Source organism: Streptomyces sp. NPDC092296, assembly GCF_044755465.1.
Lineage (GTDB): Bacteria > Actinomycetota > Actinomycetes > Streptomycetales > Streptomycetaceae > Peterkaempfera.
Window position 1 is genome coordinate 210,521 of sequence record NZ_JBIVRB010000007.1, and the last position, 17,732, is coordinate 228,252.

Sequence of the window (17,732 nt, forward strand, 5' to 3'; positions counted from 1 at the left end):
CAGACCCATCCCGGGAAGGACGCCACTCGTGGCCACCTCCGTGAGGACGCCGGCCGGCGGCGGACCGCCGCAGTCGCCATCCGCCTCGCACCGTCCTGCGCCGCCCTCCGACCGGCAGACGTGGCGCAGCCGGCTCTACCGCCTCGACCTCAAGGCGACGCCGTACGCGTATATCGCTCCGTTCTTCATCTGCTTCGCGGCCTTCGGGCTGTTCCCGCTGATCTACACCGGTTGGCTCTCGCTGCACCGGCTCTCGCTCGGTGAGAGCGGCTCCGGTGACTGGCGCGGCTTCCAGAACTACACCAAGCTCTGGGAGAGCGACCAGTTCTGGAACGCGCTGAGCAACACCTTCACCATCGGCGTGATCTCCACCGTTCCGCAGCTGCTGATGGCGCTGGGCCTGGCCCACATGCTCAACTACCGGCTGCGCGGCCGCACCTTCTTCCGGGTCGCGATCCTCGCTCCGTACGCCACCTCGATCGCCGCCGCCTCGCTGGTCTTCGTCCAGCTGTTCAACTACGACTCCGGCTTCATCAACGAGGTCCTCGGCTGGGTCGGCATCGACAAGGTGCAGTGGCAGAGCGACAAGTGGCCCGCCCAGATCGCCATCTCCTCCATCGTGACCTGGCGCTGGACCGGCTACAACGCGCTGATCTACCTGGCGGCGATGCAGGCCGTCCCCGGTGACCTCTACGAGGCCGCGTCCATCGACGGCGCCTCCCGGTGGCGGCAGTTCATCAACATCACCATCCCGTCGATCCGCCCGACGATCATCTTCACCATCATCGTCTCCACCATCGGAGCCACCCAGCTCTTCGGCGAGCCGATGCTCTTCGGCGGCGGCGTCGGCGTCAGCGGTGGATCGGCCCACCAGTACCAGACGCTGAGCCTGTACCTCTACGAGCTCGGCTGGCCCAACAGCCAGCTCGGCCGGGCCGCGGCCGTCGCCTGGGTGATGCTGCTGCTTCTGCTGCTCATCGGAGCACTGCAGGCGATCATCTCCCGGATCAACCGCAAGAAGTCTGGGGGCTGACCACCATGACCCTCTCCTCTGCCACCCCGCGCACCGCCGAGCTCGCCACGGCCCGTCCGGACCGCCGCCGGTCCAAGAAGAAGTCCGGCGCCGGAAAGACCCATGACGCCGGCCCGCTCACCTATGTGGTGCTGATCGCTGCGGCGCTGATCTCGCTCTTCCCGCTGTATTGGACGGTCGTTGCCGCGTCCAGCACCGACACCGAGATCGTCCAGCCGCCGACCCCGCTGCTGCCCGGCAGCCACCTGTTCCACAACCTCAATGTGGCGTGGAACGAAGTCCACATGGGCGACGCACTGCTCAACTCCACCATCGTGGCGAGTTTTGTGGCGCTCAGCACCGTGCTCTTCTCCACGCTGGCCGGGTTCGCCTTCGCCAAGCTCCGGTTCAGCGGCCGCAACGCGCTGCTGGCCCTGGTGGTCGCCACCATGACCATCCCGCCGCAGCTCAGCGTGATCCCGCTGTACCAGATCATGGTCAAGGTGGGCTGGGGCGACAAGCTCCAGTCGGTGATCCTGCCGTCGCTGGTGGCCGCCTTCGGTGTCTTCTTCATGCGGCAGTTCCTGCTGGAGGCGCTGCCGCTGGAGCTGATCGAGGCCGCCCGGATGGACGGCGCGCACAGCCTGCGGATCATCTGGCACGTGGTGTTCCCGATCGCCCGCCCGGCGATGGCCGTGCTCGGCATGCTGGTCTTCGTCCAGGCGTGGAACGACTTCTTCTGGCCCTTCATCGCGCTGAGCCAGCAGAATCCGACCGTCCAGGTGGCCCTGGCCGGCCTCGGCGCGGGCAACCACACCACCGACCACGCGATCATCCTGACCGGCGCGCTGGTCGCCACCCTGCCGCTGCTGCTGGTCTTCGCCGTGCTCGGCAAGCACATCGTGGGCGGCATCACCGCCGGTGCCGTCAAGAGCTGACGCAGATCCGCCGCTCCTCCCGTACGGCCGCGCCCCGATTCGCGCGGCCGTACGGGGCCCCCACCACCGCCGGCTTTCCCTTCCTGCCCGCCCTCGCCCATTCTGGGAGCGCTCCCGCATGACCGCTGTACGATCCGAGACCACGCCCGGTCGGCTGACCGAGCAGACCGCCGCGATCAGCTTTCCGGCCGGCTTCACCTGGGGCGCGGCCACCGCGGCCTACCAGATCGAGGGCGCCGCGGCCGAGGACGGCCGTACCCCCTCCATCTGGGACACGTTCAGCCACACGCCGGGCAAGGTCCGCAACGGCGACACCGGTGACATCGCCGCCGACCACTACCACCGCTTCCGCGACGACGTGGCGCTGATGGCCGACCTGGGCCTGAACGCCTACCGGTTCTCGATCTCCTGGCCGCGCGTCCAGCCCACCGGGCGCGGTCCCGCCGTCGAGCGCGGTCTGGACTTCTACCGCGCGCTCGCCGACGAGCTGCTGGAGAAGGGCATCACCCCGGTCGCCACCCTCTACCACTGGGACCTGCCCCAGGAGCTGGAGGACGCCGGCGGCTGGCCGGTGCGCGACACCGCGGAGCGCTTCACCGACTACGCCGCCATCATGGCGGAGGCGCTCGGTGACCGCGTCAAGATCTGGACCACCTTCAACGAGCCGTGGTGCTCGGCCTTCCTGGGCTACGGATCGGGCGTGCACGCCCCCGGCCGCACCGAGCCCGACGCCGCCCTCAAGGCCGCCCACCACCTCAACCTCGCCCATGGCCGGGCGATCGGGGTTCTGCGCTCCACACTCCCCGCTACCGCGCAGACCTCGATCACCCTGAACCTGCACCAGGTGCGGCCGCTGACCGACAGCGCCGAGGACCTGGACGCGGCCCGCCGGATCGACGCCGTCGGCAACCGGATCTTCACCGGCCCGGTGCTGAACGGCGCGTACCCCGCGGACCTGCTGGAGGACACCGCCCACCTGGTCGACTGGGGCACCCTGGTGCAGGACGGCGACCTCGCCGAGATCTCCCGCCCGATCGACCTGCTGGGCATCAACTACTACACCCCGACGCTGGTCTCGGCGCCCGACGGTGCGGTGCCGGCCGGCGAGGCGTCCCGCAACGACGCCCACGGCAAGAGCGACCACTCCCCGTGGCCCGGCTCCGAGCAGGTCGTCTTCCACCTGCCGCCCGGCGAGACCACCGCGATGGGCTGGGCGATCGACGACACCGGTCTGCACGACCTGCTGCTGGCCGTCGGCCGGGAGCACCCGAACCTGCCGCTGATGGTCACCGAGAACGGTGCCGCCTTCGACGACTACCTCGACCCCAAGGGCGCCGTCAACGACCCCGAGCGCATCGCCTACCTCCACGGGCACCTCTCCGCCGTGCACCGCGCCATCGCCGACGGGGTGGACGTCCGGGGCTACTTCCTCTGGTCGCTGATGGACAACTTCGAGTGGGCGTACGGCTACAGCAAGCGCTTCGGCGCGGTGTACGTCGACTACTCGACGCAGCGCCGGATCCCCAAGAGCAGCGCCCGCTGGTACGCGGATGTGATCGGGCGCCACGGACTCCCCCCGGTCGACGGCCTGGCGTAGGCCGGAGGGAAGGCCGACGGGGAGCCATGGAGGGCTGACACCCCGTCGTAAGGGCGGGCGCGGCGGCTGTGAGGGGATCGCTGCGTCCGCCCTGCCGTGCCCGGCCGCCGTACGCGCCGGGCCGTACCCCCGCTGCCGTACCCCCGCCGCCGTGTCCTGGGACGTGACCTCATCCGGCGGCGGTCGTTCCACTCACGTGCGAGCAATTCACCGTACCCGCAAGGCCGTTCACCTACTGGCGTTCGCCGCTGCCCTGTGCTGCCTCGGCGCCGGGCCGGCCGGCGCCGCTCAACCGGTCACCTCCGCCGAGCTGCCGGTCCGGCCGGGGCCCTCGGCCGGCAGTCCGGCGGTCCTCACCCCGATCACGGCGGGGATGCTGCTCTGCGGCATCGCCGCGATCCGCCGCCGGGGGCTGCCCGGCGGCTCCTGACGCCCCCGCGCCGCCCGCTCAGCGGGCCGCGTCGAAGACGCCCGGCGGCGGCGCCGGGGACGGTACGGCGGTCGCGTCGGTCACCGGCTGCGCGCCGCCGGTGAAGTCGGCCACCGCCCGGCCGTGCTCGACCCGGCCGGGGAAGGGGTCGCCCGCCACCCGCCGGGTCAGCTCCGGCAGCGGCAGCGGCAGCCGTCCGGCCACCAGCACCAGATTGCCGAACCGGCGCCCGCGCAGCACCGCCGGGTCGCCCACCAGCCCCACCTCGGGGAAGATCCGCAGCAGCGTGGCCACCTGGGAGCGGGCGAAGGCCAGCGGCGCGCCGTCCGTGATGTTGACGGCGTACAGCCCGCCCGGCGCCAGCGCGCGGGCGGCCAGCGCGGCGAACTCCTCGGTGGCGCAGTGCGCGGGCACCCGGGCGCCGCTGAAGACGTCCGCGACCACCAGGTCCGCGCCGCCCTCGGGTGCCCGCTCCAGCACCGCCCGCGCGTCGGCGCCGCGCACCTTGAGCTGCCAGCCCCGGTCCAGCGGCAGTTCGGCCCGGACCAGCTCGGTGAGCGCGGTGTCGATCTCCGCGACCTGCTGCCGCGAGCGGGGCCGGGTCGCCGCCACGTACCGGGCCAGCGTGCAGGCGCCGCCGCCCAGGTGCAGCGCGCTGATCGGCCGGCCCGCCGGGGCGGCCAGGTCCGCGATGTGGCCCAGCCACCGCTGGTACTCGAAGGACAGATGGGCGGGGTCGTCCAGGTCGACGTACGACTGCGGAGCCCCGTCGAGCAGCAGCGTCCAGCCGCGCGGCCGGTCCCGGTCCGGGATCAGCTCCGCGAGCCCGGAGTCGGTGCGGCGGGCGACCACCTCGGGCGTACGGCTCTCGGCTCGTCTGCTGCGTCCCATCCCCTCAGTATGGGCGAGGGCGTGGACCGGCCCGCGTCCCGGGCTGCGGGCGGCTCAGTACTGGCCGAAGCCGCCGGCCTGGAGGGTGCCGGCCGCCTCGCAGAGCGCGGAGCGCAGCACCCAGGGGTCGGTGGGCCGCAGGGTGCCGTCGGCCGCCGGGGGGGCGACCAGCCAGCCGGGCTCCGGGCCGATGAACGCGCCATGGGTGCAGGAGCTGCCCGGCAGGTGCCAGCGGTCGGCGGTGCCGCTCGGCACCAGGAAGAGCAGCCGGGTGCCGCCCGCGTCGCCCAGCACCGCGCCGCACGCGCCGCGCAGCCGCAGGATGTCGACGGTCTCCAGGCCGTGCCGCAGCGGCACCGCCACGGTGTCGTACGGCAGCCGCTGGGTGGTGGACCCGGCATTGTCGGCCGCCCGTCGGACGGCGGCACGCAGCCCGCTCACCACGGACGGCGGAAGCACGGCACCGCCCGCACGCGGCACTGACTGCGGCACTCCGGCGCCCATGCGCACCTCCACTGTCGACGGGGCGAGCTCCCCGTCCAGCACAACGCGCCGAGAGCACGAGAGCCACGGGTGTGCAGCGGGCAGGCTATGGCATTTCATGGCAGATGCGCCGTGCCATGTCCGGTTTGTTGCGAAATATCGAGTGTTCGATTTGTGACTCCCGGTACTGTCGAGGCGTCTTCCGGCCGTACGATCCACGGCGGCCAGGACGCAGAACCATCCGGGGAGCACCGAATCATGGCACCCACGCCTCTCGACCCGGCGGACCGGCCCCCGGCCAACCACGTGATGCGCGAGCTGCGCGGCGACCTCTCCCCCGGGGAGTTCGCCGCCCGGGTCAGGCGGGCGGGCCGGGAGATCGGCGAGCACGTCTCCTGCGACGCCCGGTACATCGGGCGGGTGGAGGCGGGGGAGATCCGCTGCCCCAACTACGCGTACGAGCGGGTGTTCCGGCACATGTTCCCGGGCCGCTCCCTGGCCGATCTGGGGTTCGCCCCGCGCGGCACCGTACGCCGCCGGGTGGGCCCGCCGCGCGGCGAGGCCGTACCGCACGCTGCCCCGCAGCACCGTACCGACGAGGAGAACGACGACGTGCATCGCCGCACGTTCATGGCAGGCGGCCCCGCCGCCCTGGTGACGGCGCTGGGGCTGGACCAGCCCGCGTACGCCGCGCCGATCGAGCACCGCAAGGTGGGACCCGAAGAGGTGGCCGTCGTCGAGGAGGCCGTCCGCCGCATCCGGGTGCTGGACGACCGGCAGGGCGCCGACGCCCTCTTCGACTCGGCCGGCCGGTCGCTGCGCGAGGCGTATCTGCTGCTCAACACCGGCTACTACACCGCCGACACCGAGCGGCGGTTGCAGTCCGGCGCCGGTGAGCTCGCCATCTCGGTCGGCTGGCTGGCCCATGACTCCGGCCGGCTGGCCGACGCCCGCTCCTTCTACGCCGAGGCCCTCGCCACCGCCAGGATGGCCGACGACCCGGCGCTGGAGGCCCACGCCTTCTGCAACACCGCCTTCCTGGCCCGCGACACCGGGCGCCCCCGCGAGGCGGTCCGCGCCGCCCAGGCGGCACAGCAGGCCGCCAGGGACATCGGCTCCCCCCGGCTGCTCGCGCTGCTCGCCATGCGGGAGGCCGGCGGCTGGGCGGTGCTCCGGGAGCGCGCCTCCTGCGAGCAGGCGCTGCGACGGGCCCACCACTACTTCGAACAGGGCGCCCGCGACGCCGACCCGGAGTGGATGTCCTTCTTCGGGCGGGCCGAGATCACCGGGCTGGAGGCCCAGTGCTGGTCGGCGCTGGACGACTGGACCCGGGCGGCCGACCTGGCCACCCGCGCCATGCGGCTCCAGGACCCGCACTTCGTCCGCAACCGCGCCCTCTACACCGCCGAGCTCGCCCACGACCAGCTCGGCGGCGGCGACCTCGCGGCGGCGGCGGTCAGCGGGACGCACGCCCTGGAGCTGCTGCGCGAGGTCAGCTCGACCCGGATCAAGGGCATGCTGGCCGGCACCGTCGGCCGGCTGCGCCGGCACCGGGGCGTCCCGGAGGTCGCGGAGTTCGTGGACCGGTACGACGCGGCGGGCTGAGCCCGGGGCGATATCCGTTTGCGGCGCCGCCCCCGGTCCCGCAGGCTCGTCGGCGGCCCACCCCCTGCGACAGGAGCACCCACGGTGTCCCAGGAACGCCCAGCCCCCGACCGGGACGGCCTCGGTCTGCGAGCCGACTGCGGGAGCTGCTTCGGGCTCTGCTGCGTCGCGCTGCCCTTCGCCGCCTCCGCCGACTTCGCGGTCGGCAAGGACGCCGGGACGCCGTGCGCCAACCTCCGGCCGGACTTCCGCTGCGGCATCCACACCCGGCTCCGCGAGAGCGGCTTCCGGGGCTGCACGGTCTTCGACTGCTTGGGCGCGGGCCAGAAGGTCTCCCAGACCACCTTCGACGGCCGGGACTGGCGCTCGCACCCGGGCACCGCACGGCAGATGTTCGCGGTGTTCCCCGTCATGCGGCAACTCCACGAACTCCTCTGGTACGTGACCGAAGCCCTGGCCCGGCCGGCGGCCCGGCCGGTGCACGGCGAGCTGCGCCGCGCGCTGGGCGAGCTGGACCGGCTCAGCGGCGGCAGCGCCGCATCCCTCATCGCGCTGGACGTGCCGGCTCTCCGCGCCGACGTCAACGCGCTGCTGCTGCGTACCAGCGAACTGGTGCGCGCCGCCGTCCCCGGCCGCAGGCGGAACCACCGGGGCGCCGACCTGATCGGCGCCCGGCTCGGCGGCGCCCGGCTGCGGGGCGCCGATCTGCGCGGCGCCTACCTCATCGCGGCCGACCTCAGCCGGGCCGACCTGCGGACGGCCGACCTGATCGGCGCGGACCTGCGCGACGCCGACCTGCGCGGTGCCGACCTCACCGGCAGCCTCTTCCTCACCCAGCCCCAGCTCGACTCGGCCAGGGGGGACGCCGCCACCCGGCTGCCCCCGGCCCTCAGCCGCCCCGCCCACTGGTGACACCGCCCTGGTGCCCGGGAGGTTCCCGGGCACCAGGGCGGTGTCGGCCCCGGCGGTGGTCAGCCCAGGTGAGAGGTGTCGTTCCAGACCTCCACGGCCGGCGCGGCGTACTCCCAGCCGAGCACGCAGAGCGAGGCCGGGCGGAGCTTGAAGCGCTGCCCGTACTCCGGGGGCAGGCCCAGCCAGCGCGCGGTGAGAATCCGCAGCAGATGCCCATGGGCGAAGACGACCACCGTGCGGTCGGCGCAGTCCATGGTGACCGTGTCGTGCTCCGGACGGCCGTGGTCGTCCGCGAGCCGGTCCAGGAAGGCATCGGTGCGGGCGGCCACCTGGGCCAGGGTCTCCCCGCCGGGCACGCCGTCCCGCCAGATCACCCAGCCGGGGTGTCCGTCGGCCCGGATGTCGTCGCCGGTCCGCCCCTCGTACGCCCCGTAGTCCCACTCCATCAGGTCGGGCGTGTCGATCGCCCGCTCCCCCAGCCCGGCCAGCTCGCAGGTCTCCCGGGCCCGCGACAGCGGGCTGGTGAACACGGCGGCGTCGGGCAGGCCGCCCCATGGGGCGCGTTTGAGGCGGTCACCGAGGGCGAGCGCCATGTGGCGGCCCTCCTCGGTGAGCGGGATGTCGGTACGACCGGTGTGGCGGCCGGTGGCCGACCACTCGGTCTCACCGTGGCGGACGAGCAGGATGCGGGCGGGCATGAGGGCCGTGCCTCCTCTAGCAGTGGTACGGGGGCGGGAGCCCCGCCTCCCCCCATGATCCCGCAGTTCGCAGCCCGCCGAGCATCAGCGCCAGCCCGAAGGCGTACTGCGCGGCGCTCTCCTGGGCGTCCGCCAGCTCCGGCGCCAGGTCGACGATCAGCGGGAACTCCTCCGCCGACAGCGTCTCCAGCCGCTCCCGGAAGCGCCGCCTGCCCTCCGCGCCCGCGCAGCGCGCCCGGTCCGCCCGCAGCGCCGCCCCCACCGTGTACTGGAGCAGCGCCGTCTGCGCCCGCGCCGCCTCCTCGCGGCCGAGACCCGCGCCCCGCAGCAGCCCCAGCATGTGCTCCATCATCGCCACCGCCCCGCCGACCGGTGCCTGCTCGGCGGGCTGCTCCGACCGGTGCTGCTCGGCCAGCAGCCGCAGCACCGAGGGGCGGCCGGTGAACAGCTGGTACAGCGCGAGGCAGGCGTCACTCAGCTGCTCGTACCAGGGCGCGTCGGTGCGCGCGGGGGGCGGCTCCTGTGCGAACACGCGCTCGCGGGCGGCGCGGAACAGCTCGTCCTTGCCGCTGAAGTAGGTGTAGAGCGCCATCGTCCCCACCCCCAGCTCCTCGGCCAGCGCCCGCATCGAGAAACCCTCGATGCCGCGCTCGTCGAGCAGCCGCAGGGCGGTGTCGACGATCAGCTCGGCGCTGAGCGAGTTGCGGGGGGCGCGGGGCCTGCGGCGGTTCTGTTCGGACATGGCGGCACTGCTGTCGGTGAGGTGGTGGTCGCGTTCCCCGTTCCCGGAAATCGACTCCGGGCCGCTGTGGTACGCCACTAACGTACAACGTACGGTAGCCCGTACGCCTCGTTAGTCGCCCGGAGTTCATCACCATGTCATCGCAGACCGCCCGCCCTTTCGACGGCCGCCCACTCGACGGCCGCCCTCGCCACTGGTGGCGCGAACTGCTGCTGGTCGCGTTGATCTACGCCGCGTACGACGGCAGCCGGCTGGTGGTCGCGGGCGGCCTGCCGGAGGCGCTGCGCAACGGGCACCGGCTGCTCTCCGCCGAAACCTGGCTGCACCTGGCGCCCGAGCACTGGCTGAACGACGCCTTCACCCGGCACGCCTGGCTGGCGGTGCCGGCCGACTTCGCGTACGCCACCCTCCACTACCTGGTCACGCCCGCCGTCCTGGTCTGGGTCTGGCGCAAGCACGGCGACCGCTACCGGCACGCCCGCACCTGGCTGGGCATATCCACCGTCCTGGGCCTGATCGGCTTCACCACCATGCCGACCGCGCCGCCCCGGCTGCTGGAGGCCTCGTACGGCTTCACCGACTCGATGCGGCAGCACGCCGGGATCGGCTGGTGGGGCGGCGAGGCCAGCGCCCCCAAGGGCATGGGCGACCTCACCAACCAGTTCGCCGCCATGCCCAGCCTGCACGTCGGCTGGGCGCTGTGGTGCGGCCTGATGCTCTGGTTCTCCGCCCGGCACCTGGCGGTCCGGGTGGCCGGGCTGCTCTACCCGGTCCTGATCGCCGTCGTGGTGATGGGCACCGCCAACCACTACCTGCTGGACGCCGTCGCCGGCTGCGCCGTGATGGGCCTGGGCGCCCTGCTCGCCGCCCCCGCCCTCCGCCTCACCGACCGCTCCCGCCGCCCCGCCGTGGTGGCCGCCCACATCCCCGCCCAATCCCCCCACCCCCAGGACGAACCGGTCCCCACCAGCTGAACCCGACGCCTCGCGGCGGGGTGTCCGGGGCGACATGGCCCGGTTGTCAGTGGCGGGTGCAAGACTGGCGCGCACCATGAACGTCTCGCTCCCCGGCCCCGCAGAGCCGCCCGCGCGGCGGCTCGCCAGGCTGCGCGGCCCCGCCCCGCAGCGCAGCCTCGACGCCCGCGCCCTCGCCGCCCTCGCCGCCAACCCCGGCTGCCGCCGCCGTGCCCTGCTGGACGCCGCCGGGGTGGACAAGGCCGCCCTCGCGGACCGGCTCGGCAGCCCCGCGCCATTCGGCCAGTCGCCGTTCGCCATCGCGCGCGGCCATGTCTTCGAATCCCGGGTCAAGGCGGACTCGTACGCCGAGCTGCTGCTCCTGCTCCACCGCCACCTGGGCCTCCCCGAGGCCCGCGCGGCCGAGGTCGCGACCCCCGATCTGCTCCCCCGTGCGGGCAACGCCGTACGGACCGAGCGCACCCGGCAGGCGCTGGCCGAGGCCACCGCCGGCCCCGGCCGCTGGACGCTGCTCGACCATCCGATGCTCCGGCTGGACGTGGCCGGCTCCCCCGCCTACCTGGAGCCGGACGCGGTCGTCGTGCGGCCCGACGGCCGCTGGACGGTCGTGGAGATCAAGTCCTTCCCGATCCTGGACGGCGCCGCCGACCCGGCCAAGGTCGGGGCCGCCGCCCGCCAGACGGCCGTCTACGTGCTGGCCCTGCGCGAGACCGCCGCCGACCTGGCCGGCATCAAGCCGGACGCCGATCCGTACGCGGTCCCCGAGGGTCTGGCCGCCGCCCCCGACCACACCGTGCTGCTGGTCTGCCCCAAGGACTTCTCCAACCGCCCGACCGCAGCCGCGGTGGACGTCCGCCGCGAGATGGCGGTCACCCGCCGCCAGCTCCAGCGGATGGCCGGGATCGACCAGCTCCTCGACGCCCTGCCCGCCGACGCGGGCTTCGACGTCTCGACGGACGAGGACGGCAATCCGGCCCGCTCCGCCGAGCAGCTGGGCGATTCGGTGGCCGCCGTGCCCGCCGCCTACGCCCCCGACTGCCTCTCCGCCTGCGAGCTGGGCTTCCACTGCCGGCAGGAGGCCCGCTGCGCCGGCGCGGTCGAGCAGCTGGGCCGCAGTGTCCGGGGCGAGCTGGGCAGCATCCGCACCGTCCCCGCCGCCCTCACCGCCGCCACACCGACCGCCCCCGACGCCGCCCCCGACCCCGACCCCGGCCTTGCCCCGGACGAAGCCGCCGCCCGCCTCGCCCGCGCCGCCACCCTGCGCGCCGAAGCCCTGGCCGAGGCCGCCGCCGGAGCGCACGCCGCAGCCCGCACCGAGGAGGCCACCGGCGCATGAGCCTGCTCACCACCCTGGCCCGCCTGGAGGCCGTCCGGTCCGGCCGGGCCGAACCGCTGGCCACCGTCAGACACCGCCACCTCTCCGACCGCCCCATGGTGCTCGTCCCGCTCACCGCCGCCGGCGAGGCCGGCGCGCCGCTCGCCGCCATGCTCGGCACCGACCGCGACGCCCCACGCCTGCATGTCGTCCTCCAGCCACTCGACCGCGACCAACGGTTCGCCTTCCTGGCCGCGCTCGCCGCCGACCTCCTCCCCCACCTGGAGAGCTACGGCGCGGACGTCGAGCAGATCGAGGGCACCGAGAAGGACCCGCAGACCGGCGAGAAGACCCCCGTGCTGCGCGAGCTGTGCGCCGACGCCCCGCAGCTGATCGTGCCCAACACGGCGGGCATCCACTACCTGGGCCTGCTCGGCCGCTCCACCCGCTTCCGGCGCACCGCCGACGACGCGGACGCCGGTCCGTACCCGGTGCCGTCCCGGGTGCCGCTGCTGGGCCGCTGGCTCACCCATCTGCGCGAGCGCTCCGAGGTGCCCGGTTCGGCGCTGCTGCTCGCCATGACCGCGCTGCTGGGCCGCCACTGGGCCACCGGCCAGAGCAGTCTGGAGGACCAGCACCTGGGCGCCCAGCTCTCCTGGATCGCGCCGCCACCCGGGCTGAGCGGCGCGGAGGCGGCGCTGCTGGCCGAGACCGCCCGCGATGAGCGGGGCCAGCTGCGCTGCCCGCCCGCCGGCCCGGCGACCGACCCCCGGTTCGACGAGAAGCTGCTGCACCCCGCGATCACCCGCCATGACGCCGCCCGCGCGGCCCTGCGCGCCCACCCGGGTGACGCGCGGGCCGAGCGGCACGGCGGGCGCGCCGCCGAGGAGCTGCACCGGCTGCTCGCCGGCGTGCTGCGCCCCACCTGGGACCAGGTCTGGCAGGGCATCGACCTGCTGCGCGCCCTGCCGCCGGCCGCCCATGCGGCCGAGCGCTGGGAGAGCGACCGCTGGTCGTACACCGGCCACCGCGACCGCCTGGCCGCCGGGGAGCCGCCGCAGCCCAAGCACGACGACGCGGTGACCGCCGCGCGCAAGCTGGCGCAGCGCGAGCGTGAACAGGCCAAGCTGGAGTTGCAGGAGGCGCTGGACGATCCGCTGGCGATGGCCGAGCACCGGCTCGCCGGGGAGGCGTTCGCCGGGGTCGTGGTGGAGGTGGAGCCCGCGTACGACACCTCCGGGCGCTCCCCCAAGCCGCGCCCGCTGCTGACCGTGCGCACCGCCGACCGGCCGCACGCCGATCTCGGCCGCGAGGTGCACCGGGCCGGTGGCCCGACCGCCCAGAAGGGCGAGGTCGTCGCCGCCGACCCGGCGGCCGGGACGCTCACCGTCCGCCTCACCTCCGGGATGGGCCGCCGCAAGGAGCCGGAGCCGGGGAGCGTGCCCGAGCCGGGCGAGCGGGTCTGCTTCACCCTGTTCGAGCTGAGCGTCCGGCAGGCGGCGCCGCTGCCGGACGCCGAGGACACCCCCTGGACGCACGGCGGCCCGCCCACGGCCGCCACCGCGGCCCGCAGCACCGGCCCGGACGGCAGCGCCGCCGACGAGGAATGGGAGTAGCCACCCCCGTGAACCCTGTGACGCCCTCCCCTGTGACTCCCTCCTCTGTGACGCCCTCCCCTGGGACGCCCCCGCCGGGGAACGCCGCGCAGCCGTCCCCCGGCGAGGCCGCCACCCGGGTCACGGCGGAGATCCTGCATGCGGTGCTCTCCGGCGCCGAGCGCGGCGTGGTGGTCGACTCCCCGCCCGGCGCCGGCAAGTCCACCCTGGTGGTGCGGGCCGCCCGGGAGCTGGTGGCCGCCGGTGAGCGGCTGATGGTGGTCGCGCAGACCAACAGCCAGGTGGACGACCTGGTGGACCGGCTCGCGGAGAGCGCCCCCGACCTGCGCATCGGCCGGCTGCACAGCAGCGACGGCAGGCCCGCCCCGGAGGCGCTGCGCCACCCGGGCGTGCTCGCCTCGGCCCGGATCGGTGACCTGGTCGAGCAGGAGGTGGTGGTCTCCACCGCCGCCAAGTGGCAGTGGGTCAAGGACGTCGACCCATGGCGGCACGCGATCGTCGACGAGGCGTACCAGATGCGCTCCGACGCGCTGCTGGCCGTCGCCCGGCTCTTCGAGCGCGCCCTCTTCGTCGGCGACCCGGGCCAGCTGGACCCGTTCACCGTGGTCGGCACCGAGCAGTGGGCGGGCCTGTCCTGGGACCCGTCGCGCAGCGCGGTGACGGCCCTGCTGGACCACAATCCGGGCATTCGCCCGCACAATCTGCCGGTCTCCTGGCGGCTGCCGTACTCGGCGGCGGGCCTGGTCTCCCGCGCCTTCTACCCGTTCACGCCGTTCCGCTCCGGCACCGGCGAGGGGGACCGCCGGCTCATCCCGGGCACCCCGGCCGACGGCGGCCCGGTGGACGCGGTGATCGACGAGGCCGCCGAGTCGGGCTGGGGCCTGCTGGAGCTGCCCGCCCGGCACACCGTACGGACCGACCCCGAGGCCGTGCACGCCGTCGCGCGGACGGTGCGCCGCCTGCTGGACCGGGGGCCGGCCGCCGTCTCCGAGCGCGGCACCTCAGCCGTCACCGCCGACCGGATCGCGGTCGGCACCGCCCACCGCGACCAGGCCGCCGCCGTCCGCGCCGCGCTGACCGGCCTGGGGGTGCCGGTGGACGGCGAGCACGGCCCCGCCGTGACGGTGGACACCGCCAACCGGCTCCAGGGCCGCGAGTACGACGTGACGGTGGTGCTGCACCCGCTCTCCGGCCGGCCGGACGCCACCGCCTTCCACCTGGAGACCGGGCGGCTGTGTGTGCTGGCCTCCCGGCACCGGCACGCCTGCATCGTGGTCGCCCGCGCGGGCATCACCGAACTGCTGGACGAGCACCCGTCCACCGAGCCCGTCCAGCTGGGGGTGAGCGTGAAGTTCCCGGACGGTTGGGAGGCCAACCACGCGGTGCTGGCACTGCTGGCCGAGCACCGGGTACGTATGGGATGAGCGGACCGGCTGCCGGGGGTGGCGGCGCATACGTCGGGCCACGGCGCGGAATACCACCGTGGGGCAGGCTGTTCCGCTAGCCGTCGCCCTGGCGCGACAATGGGCCGCGGCCGACGCCGGAAGCAGCACCACCCGGTGGTTCGGCCGCTGACGTGTGTGTTCGCGCTGCCCGCTTCGACCTCTTGTCCCCTCGTGGAGGTGCTCATGTCCGACCCGGCCCACCGGCAGCGCTCTTCGGAGAGCGGAGGTTCCGCCGCCCGGCGGTTCCGGCCCGCTCCGCTGCTCTTCGAACCGCGGGCGGACGATGCCGAGACCGAGCACTTCTTCGACCTGGAGTCGATCGACGACCCCCGGGAGCTGCTGCGCCGGTCCACCGAACTGGCACTGGCGTTCCGCGCGGCGGCCGAGCAGGCCACCGACTTCCAGGCGGTGGCCGCCGCCGAGCTGGCCGATCCGCGCCGCTTCGACGCGCTGAGCACCGCCGAGATCGCGGCCCGCGCCGACTGGACGCCGGACTACGCGGCCAAGATGGTCGAGTACGGGCGCGGCTTGCAGAAGCAGCGGCGCACCGCCGACTGACCGGCTCACGGGGGGCGCGGAGGATACGCCGTGCGGGGCGGTGCCGTCCGGCGAACGGCGCTTTCGGCGGCACCGTTTCGGCCCGGCCGGTAGATCTGCTCTCCGTGGACATCTGGACCTATGAATCCGTCGAGTACGTGACCGTGGCCGGAGAGGCATGGCTGGCGTCCGCGAGCGAGTACCCGCGCAGTGTGCGGGCCCTGTTGCAGTCGCGCCCCTGGGCTCCGGTACAACTCCCCTGCGGGCGGGCGTTCGACGTGGTCAGCCTGCCCGACCTGCCGGGGCGACGGGTGCTCGAGGCGCTGTGGCGGTCCGGCCCGGGGTGCGGGCCGGTGGCCGCCGGCCGGGGCCGCATCCTGCTGTTCGCCGCCGTCGGCACCGCCGAGCGGCTGCGACCGCTGCCGGCCTGGGAGGAGTGGGGACCCGCCAGGCCGGTGGTGCTCTGCCACGGCCTGGGCGACACGATCACCGTGCCGCCCGTCCAGCGGCCGGTCGACGGCACCGGGCGGCCCGGGGCGGGAGCAGGGGCGGGTACGGGAGCAGGGGCGGGCCGCTGGATCGTCGCCCCGGACCGCCGCGACCCGTGGCTGCCCGACGCCCCCGCGCTGCTCCGCGCCTGCGTACGCGCCGCGCACGCCCCGGGCGCCGCGCGGCCCGCGCCCCGGGCCGCCCTCCCGCCGGCCCCGGCGCTCCCGCAAGCACCGCCGCTCCCGCCGCTCCCGGCACTCCCGGCGCTCCCGTCGACCGCTGTGACCGCTCCCCGTGTCACCGCTCTCCGGCGGCCCGACCACCCCTGGCCGCCCCGGCTGCGGGCCGTCGAAGGTCAGCGTCGCCACGCCGGACAAACCGATTTCTGATCCGGCCGACCCGGCTGCTAAAGTTTCGGTGTCAGTGAGCGCCGCTAGCTCAACTGGCAGAGCAGCTGGCTCTTAACCAGCGGGTTCGGGGTTCGAGTCCCTGGCGGCGCACCAGCAGAATCCGAAGGGCGTCCTCCCATCCGGGAGGACGCCCTTCGGCGTATCCAGCCCCCGACAGCGCAGGCAGGCCAGGCAGCCCGGCGGCCCAGGTGTCAGTGGAAGGCGTCCAGCCCGGTGAGCGCCTTGCCCACGATCAGCTGGTGCATCTCCACGGTGCCCTCATAGGTCAGCACCGACTCCAGGTTGGCGGCGTGCCGCATCACCGGGTACTCATGGCTGATCCCGTTGGCGCCCAGGATCGTGCGCGCGGTGCGGGCGATCCCCATCGCCTCCCGTACGTTGTTGAGCTTGCCGTAGCTGACCTGCTCGGCGCGCAGCCGCCCGGCGTCCATCCGGCGGCCCAGGTGCAGCGCCAGCAGCAGCGCCTTCTCCAGCTCCACGGACATGTCGGCCAGCTTGGCCTGGGTGAGCTGGAAGCCGCCGATCGGCCGGCCGAACTGCTCCCGGGTGCCCGCGTAGTCCAGCGCCGCCTGGAAGCAGCTGCGCGCCGCCCCCACCGCGCCCCAGACGATGCCGTACCGGGCCTGGCCCAGACAGCTCAGCGGGCCGCGCAGCCCGGTGACGCCGGGCAGCACCGCGTCGGCCGGCAACCGTACGCCGTCCAGCAGCAGTTCGCTGGTGACCGAGGCCCGCAGCGACGCCTTGTGCCGGATCTCTGGCGCGGCGAAGCCGGGTGTGCCGGCCGGGACCAGGAAGCCGCGCACTCCGGCGTCGGTCTGCGCCCAGACCACGGCGACCCCGGCCACCGAGCCATTGGTGATCCACATCTTGCGGCCGTCGAGCACCCAGTCACCGCCCGCCTCCCGCCTGGCCCGGGTGCGCATGGCGGCCGGGTCGGAGCCGTGGTCCGGCTCGGTGAGGCCGAAGCAGCCGATCACCTCGCCGGCCGCCATCGGGGGCAGCCACTGCTGCTTCTGCTCCTCCGAGCCCCAGCGGTGGATCGCGTACATGGCGAGCGACCCCTGTACGGAGACCAGCGAGCGGATGCCGGAGTCGCACGCCTCCAGCTCCAGGCAGGCCAGGCCGTACTGGACGGCGGACGCCCCGGCGCAGCCATGGCCCGTCAGGTGCATGCCGAGCGCGCCCAGTGCGCCCAGCTCCCGGGCCAGGCCGCGGATGTCGGGCACTTCGCCGCGCTCGTACCAGTCGGCGATGTGCGGTGCGACCCGGTCGGCGCACCAGCGGCGGACGGTGTCCCGGACGGCGCGCTCCTCGGCGTCCAGCAGGTCGTCCACGCCGAGCGGGTCGCGCGGGTCGAAGGGGGGCGGCGGGGTGGCGGGGGCGCTCATCGGCGGCTCCTGGGGTGGGTGCGGTGGCGGGCCGGCGGGCCGGCCCGGAGGGTCCGGGGGACACGCTCGCAGGTCGGCGGCCGCCCGTCGAGCCCCGGCCGCGGGGGCCGATTGGGTGATCGGCGCATCGGCGGGTAGAGTCTTCGCGTCAGCGGGCGCCGCTAGCTCAACTGGCAGAGCAGCTGGCTCTTAACCAGCGGGTTCGGGGTTCGAGTCCCTGGCGGCGCACCTTCGGGCGAAAGCCCGGCGA

At 74.5% G+C, this 17,732-nt stretch carries 17 protein-coding genes and 2 tRNA genes; 14 read left to right on the forward strand and 5 right to left on the reverse strand.

Features of this window, described 5'->3' with window-relative positions; translation table 11 throughout:
• Positions 1-28: 28 nt before the first annotated feature.
• The 4 genes from ACIQGZ_RS18750 to ACIQGZ_RS18765 all read left to right on the forward strand — a co-directional run bounded on the left by ACIQGZ_RS18750 (position 29) and on the right by ACIQGZ_RS18765 (position 3,977).
• Positions 29-1,033: a carbohydrate ABC transporter permease gene (locus ACIQGZ_RS18750; protein WP_402603043.1), complete on the forward strand. Its 1,005-nt coding sequence runs from the start codon at positions 29-31 to the stop codon at positions 1,031-1,033.
• A 5-nt stretch (positions 1,034-1,038) separates the two neighbouring features.
• Positions 1,039-1,950 (forward strand): carbohydrate ABC transporter permease, encoded by a 912-nt coding sequence (locus ACIQGZ_RS18755; protein WP_402603044.1) that lies wholly within the window; start codon positions 1,039-1,041, stop codon positions 1,948-1,950.
• Positions 1,951-2,068: 118 nt separating this feature from the next.
• Entirely contained in the window at positions 2,069-3,547 is a 1,479-nt protein-coding gene (locus ACIQGZ_RS18760; protein WP_402603045.1) for a GH1 family beta-glucosidase, read from the forward strand.
• A gap of 196 nt (positions 3,548-3,743) precedes the next feature.
• Entirely contained in the window at positions 3,744-3,977 is a 234-nt protein-coding gene (locus ACIQGZ_RS18765) for a hypothetical protein (RefSeq protein ID WP_402603046.1), read from the forward strand.
• A gap of 18 nt (positions 3,978-3,995) precedes the next feature.
• On the opposite strand, the gene ACIQGZ_RS18770 is transcribed toward ACIQGZ_RS18765, so the two are convergent.
• Positions 3,996-4,868 (reverse strand): spermidine synthase, encoded by an 873-nt coding sequence (locus ACIQGZ_RS18770; RefSeq protein ID WP_402603047.1) that lies wholly within the window; start codon positions 4,866-4,868, stop codon positions 3,996-3,998.
• Between the two features lie 54 nt (positions 4,869-4,922).
• Positions 4,923-5,372 carry a hypothetical protein gene (locus ACIQGZ_RS18775; protein ID WP_402603048.1) on the reverse strand — a complete coding sequence of 150 codons (450 nt, stop codon included), beginning with the start codon at positions 5,370-5,372 and terminating at the stop codon, positions 4,923-4,925.
• Between the two features lie 237 nt (positions 5,373-5,609).
• Between ACIQGZ_RS18775 and ACIQGZ_RS18780 the strand changes: the two genes are divergently transcribed.
• Together ACIQGZ_RS18780 and ACIQGZ_RS18785 are read left to right on the forward strand one after the other, a co-directional pair.
• Positions 5,610-6,956 carry a tetratricopeptide repeat protein gene (locus ACIQGZ_RS18780; protein WP_402603049.1) on the forward strand — a complete coding sequence of 449 codons (1,347 nt, stop codon included), beginning with the start codon at positions 5,610-5,612 and terminating at the stop codon, positions 6,954-6,956.
• 84 nt (positions 6,957-7,040) lie between these two features.
• Positions 7,041-7,868: a pentapeptide repeat-containing protein gene (locus ACIQGZ_RS18785; RefSeq protein WP_402603050.1), complete on the forward strand. Its 828-nt coding sequence runs from the start codon at positions 7,041-7,043 to the stop codon at positions 7,866-7,868.
• 59 nt (positions 7,869-7,927) lie between these two features.
• On the opposite strand, the gene ACIQGZ_RS18790 is transcribed toward ACIQGZ_RS18785, so the two are convergent.
• Both ACIQGZ_RS18790 and ACIQGZ_RS18795 read right to left on the reverse strand, forming a co-directional pair.
• Positions 7,928-8,566 carry a histidine phosphatase family protein gene (locus ACIQGZ_RS18790; protein ID WP_402603052.1) on the reverse strand — a complete coding sequence of 213 codons (639 nt, stop codon included), beginning with the start codon at positions 8,564-8,566 and terminating at the stop codon, positions 7,928-7,930.
• A 16-nt stretch (positions 8,567-8,582) separates the two neighbouring features.
• Complete coding sequence (locus ACIQGZ_RS18795) at positions 8,583-9,386, reverse strand: TetR/AcrR family transcriptional regulator (RefSeq protein WP_402603054.1); 804 nt, start codon at positions 9,384-9,386, stop codon at positions 8,583-8,585.
• Between the two features lie 56 nt (positions 9,387-9,442).
• On the opposite strand from ACIQGZ_RS18795, the gene ACIQGZ_RS18800 reads away from it, so the two are divergent.
• The 7 genes from ACIQGZ_RS18800 to ACIQGZ_RS18830 all read left to right on the forward strand — a co-directional run bounded on the left by ACIQGZ_RS18800 (position 9,443) and on the right by ACIQGZ_RS18830 (position 16,187).
• The gene (locus ACIQGZ_RS18800; RefSeq protein ID WP_402603055.1) at positions 9,443-10,282 is read left to right on the forward strand and encodes a phosphatase PAP2 family protein; all 840 of its coding nucleotides are present in this window, start codon (positions 9,443-9,445) and stop codon (positions 10,280-10,282) included.
• A 76-nt stretch (positions 10,283-10,358) separates the two neighbouring features.
• Positions 10,359-11,618, forward strand: a complete 1,260-nt coding sequence (locus ACIQGZ_RS18805) for a hypothetical protein (protein WP_402603056.1) — start codon at positions 10,359-10,361, stop codon at positions 11,616-11,618.
• Positions 11,615-13,213, forward strand: coding sequence for a hypothetical protein (locus ACIQGZ_RS18810; protein WP_402603058.1), 1,599 nt, complete (start codon positions 11,615-11,617; stop codon positions 13,211-13,213). The genes ACIQGZ_RS18805 and ACIQGZ_RS18810 overlap by 4 nt, the downstream gene beginning before the upstream one ends.
• The gene (locus ACIQGZ_RS18815) at positions 13,204-14,637 is read left to right on the forward strand and encodes an AAA domain-containing protein (protein WP_402603059.1); all 1,434 of its coding nucleotides are present in this window, start codon (positions 13,204-13,206) and stop codon (positions 14,635-14,637) included. Before ACIQGZ_RS18810 ends, ACIQGZ_RS18815 begins: the two co-directional genes overlap by 10 nt.
• A gap of 204 nt (positions 14,638-14,841) precedes the next feature.
• Positions 14,842-15,216 carry a hypothetical protein gene (locus ACIQGZ_RS18820; protein ID WP_402603060.1) on the forward strand — a complete coding sequence of 125 codons (375 nt, stop codon included), beginning with the start codon at positions 14,842-14,844 and terminating at the stop codon, positions 15,214-15,216.
• Positions 15,217-15,320: 104 nt separating this feature from the next.
• Positions 15,321-16,073 (forward strand): bifunctional DNA primase/polymerase, encoded by a 753-nt coding sequence (locus ACIQGZ_RS18825; protein ID WP_402603061.1) that lies wholly within the window; start codon positions 15,321-15,323, stop codon positions 16,071-16,073.
• 38 nt (positions 16,074-16,111) lie between these two features.
• Positions 16,112-16,187, forward strand: a tRNA-Lys gene (locus tag ACIQGZ_RS18830).
• 98 nt (positions 16,188-16,285) lie between these two features.
• On the opposite strand, the gene ACIQGZ_RS18835 is transcribed toward ACIQGZ_RS18830, so the two are convergent.
• On the reverse strand, positions 16,286-17,482 hold the full coding sequence (locus ACIQGZ_RS18835) for an acyl-CoA dehydrogenase family protein (protein WP_402603062.1): 1,197 nt from the start codon (positions 17,480-17,482) through the stop codon (positions 16,286-16,288).
• Between the two features lie 155 nt (positions 17,483-17,637).
• On the opposite strand from ACIQGZ_RS18835, the gene ACIQGZ_RS18840 reads away from it, so the two are divergent.
• A tRNA-Lys gene (locus ACIQGZ_RS18840) sits at positions 17,638-17,710 on the forward strand.
• The last annotated feature ends 22 nt before the right edge of the window (positions 17,711-17,732 follow it).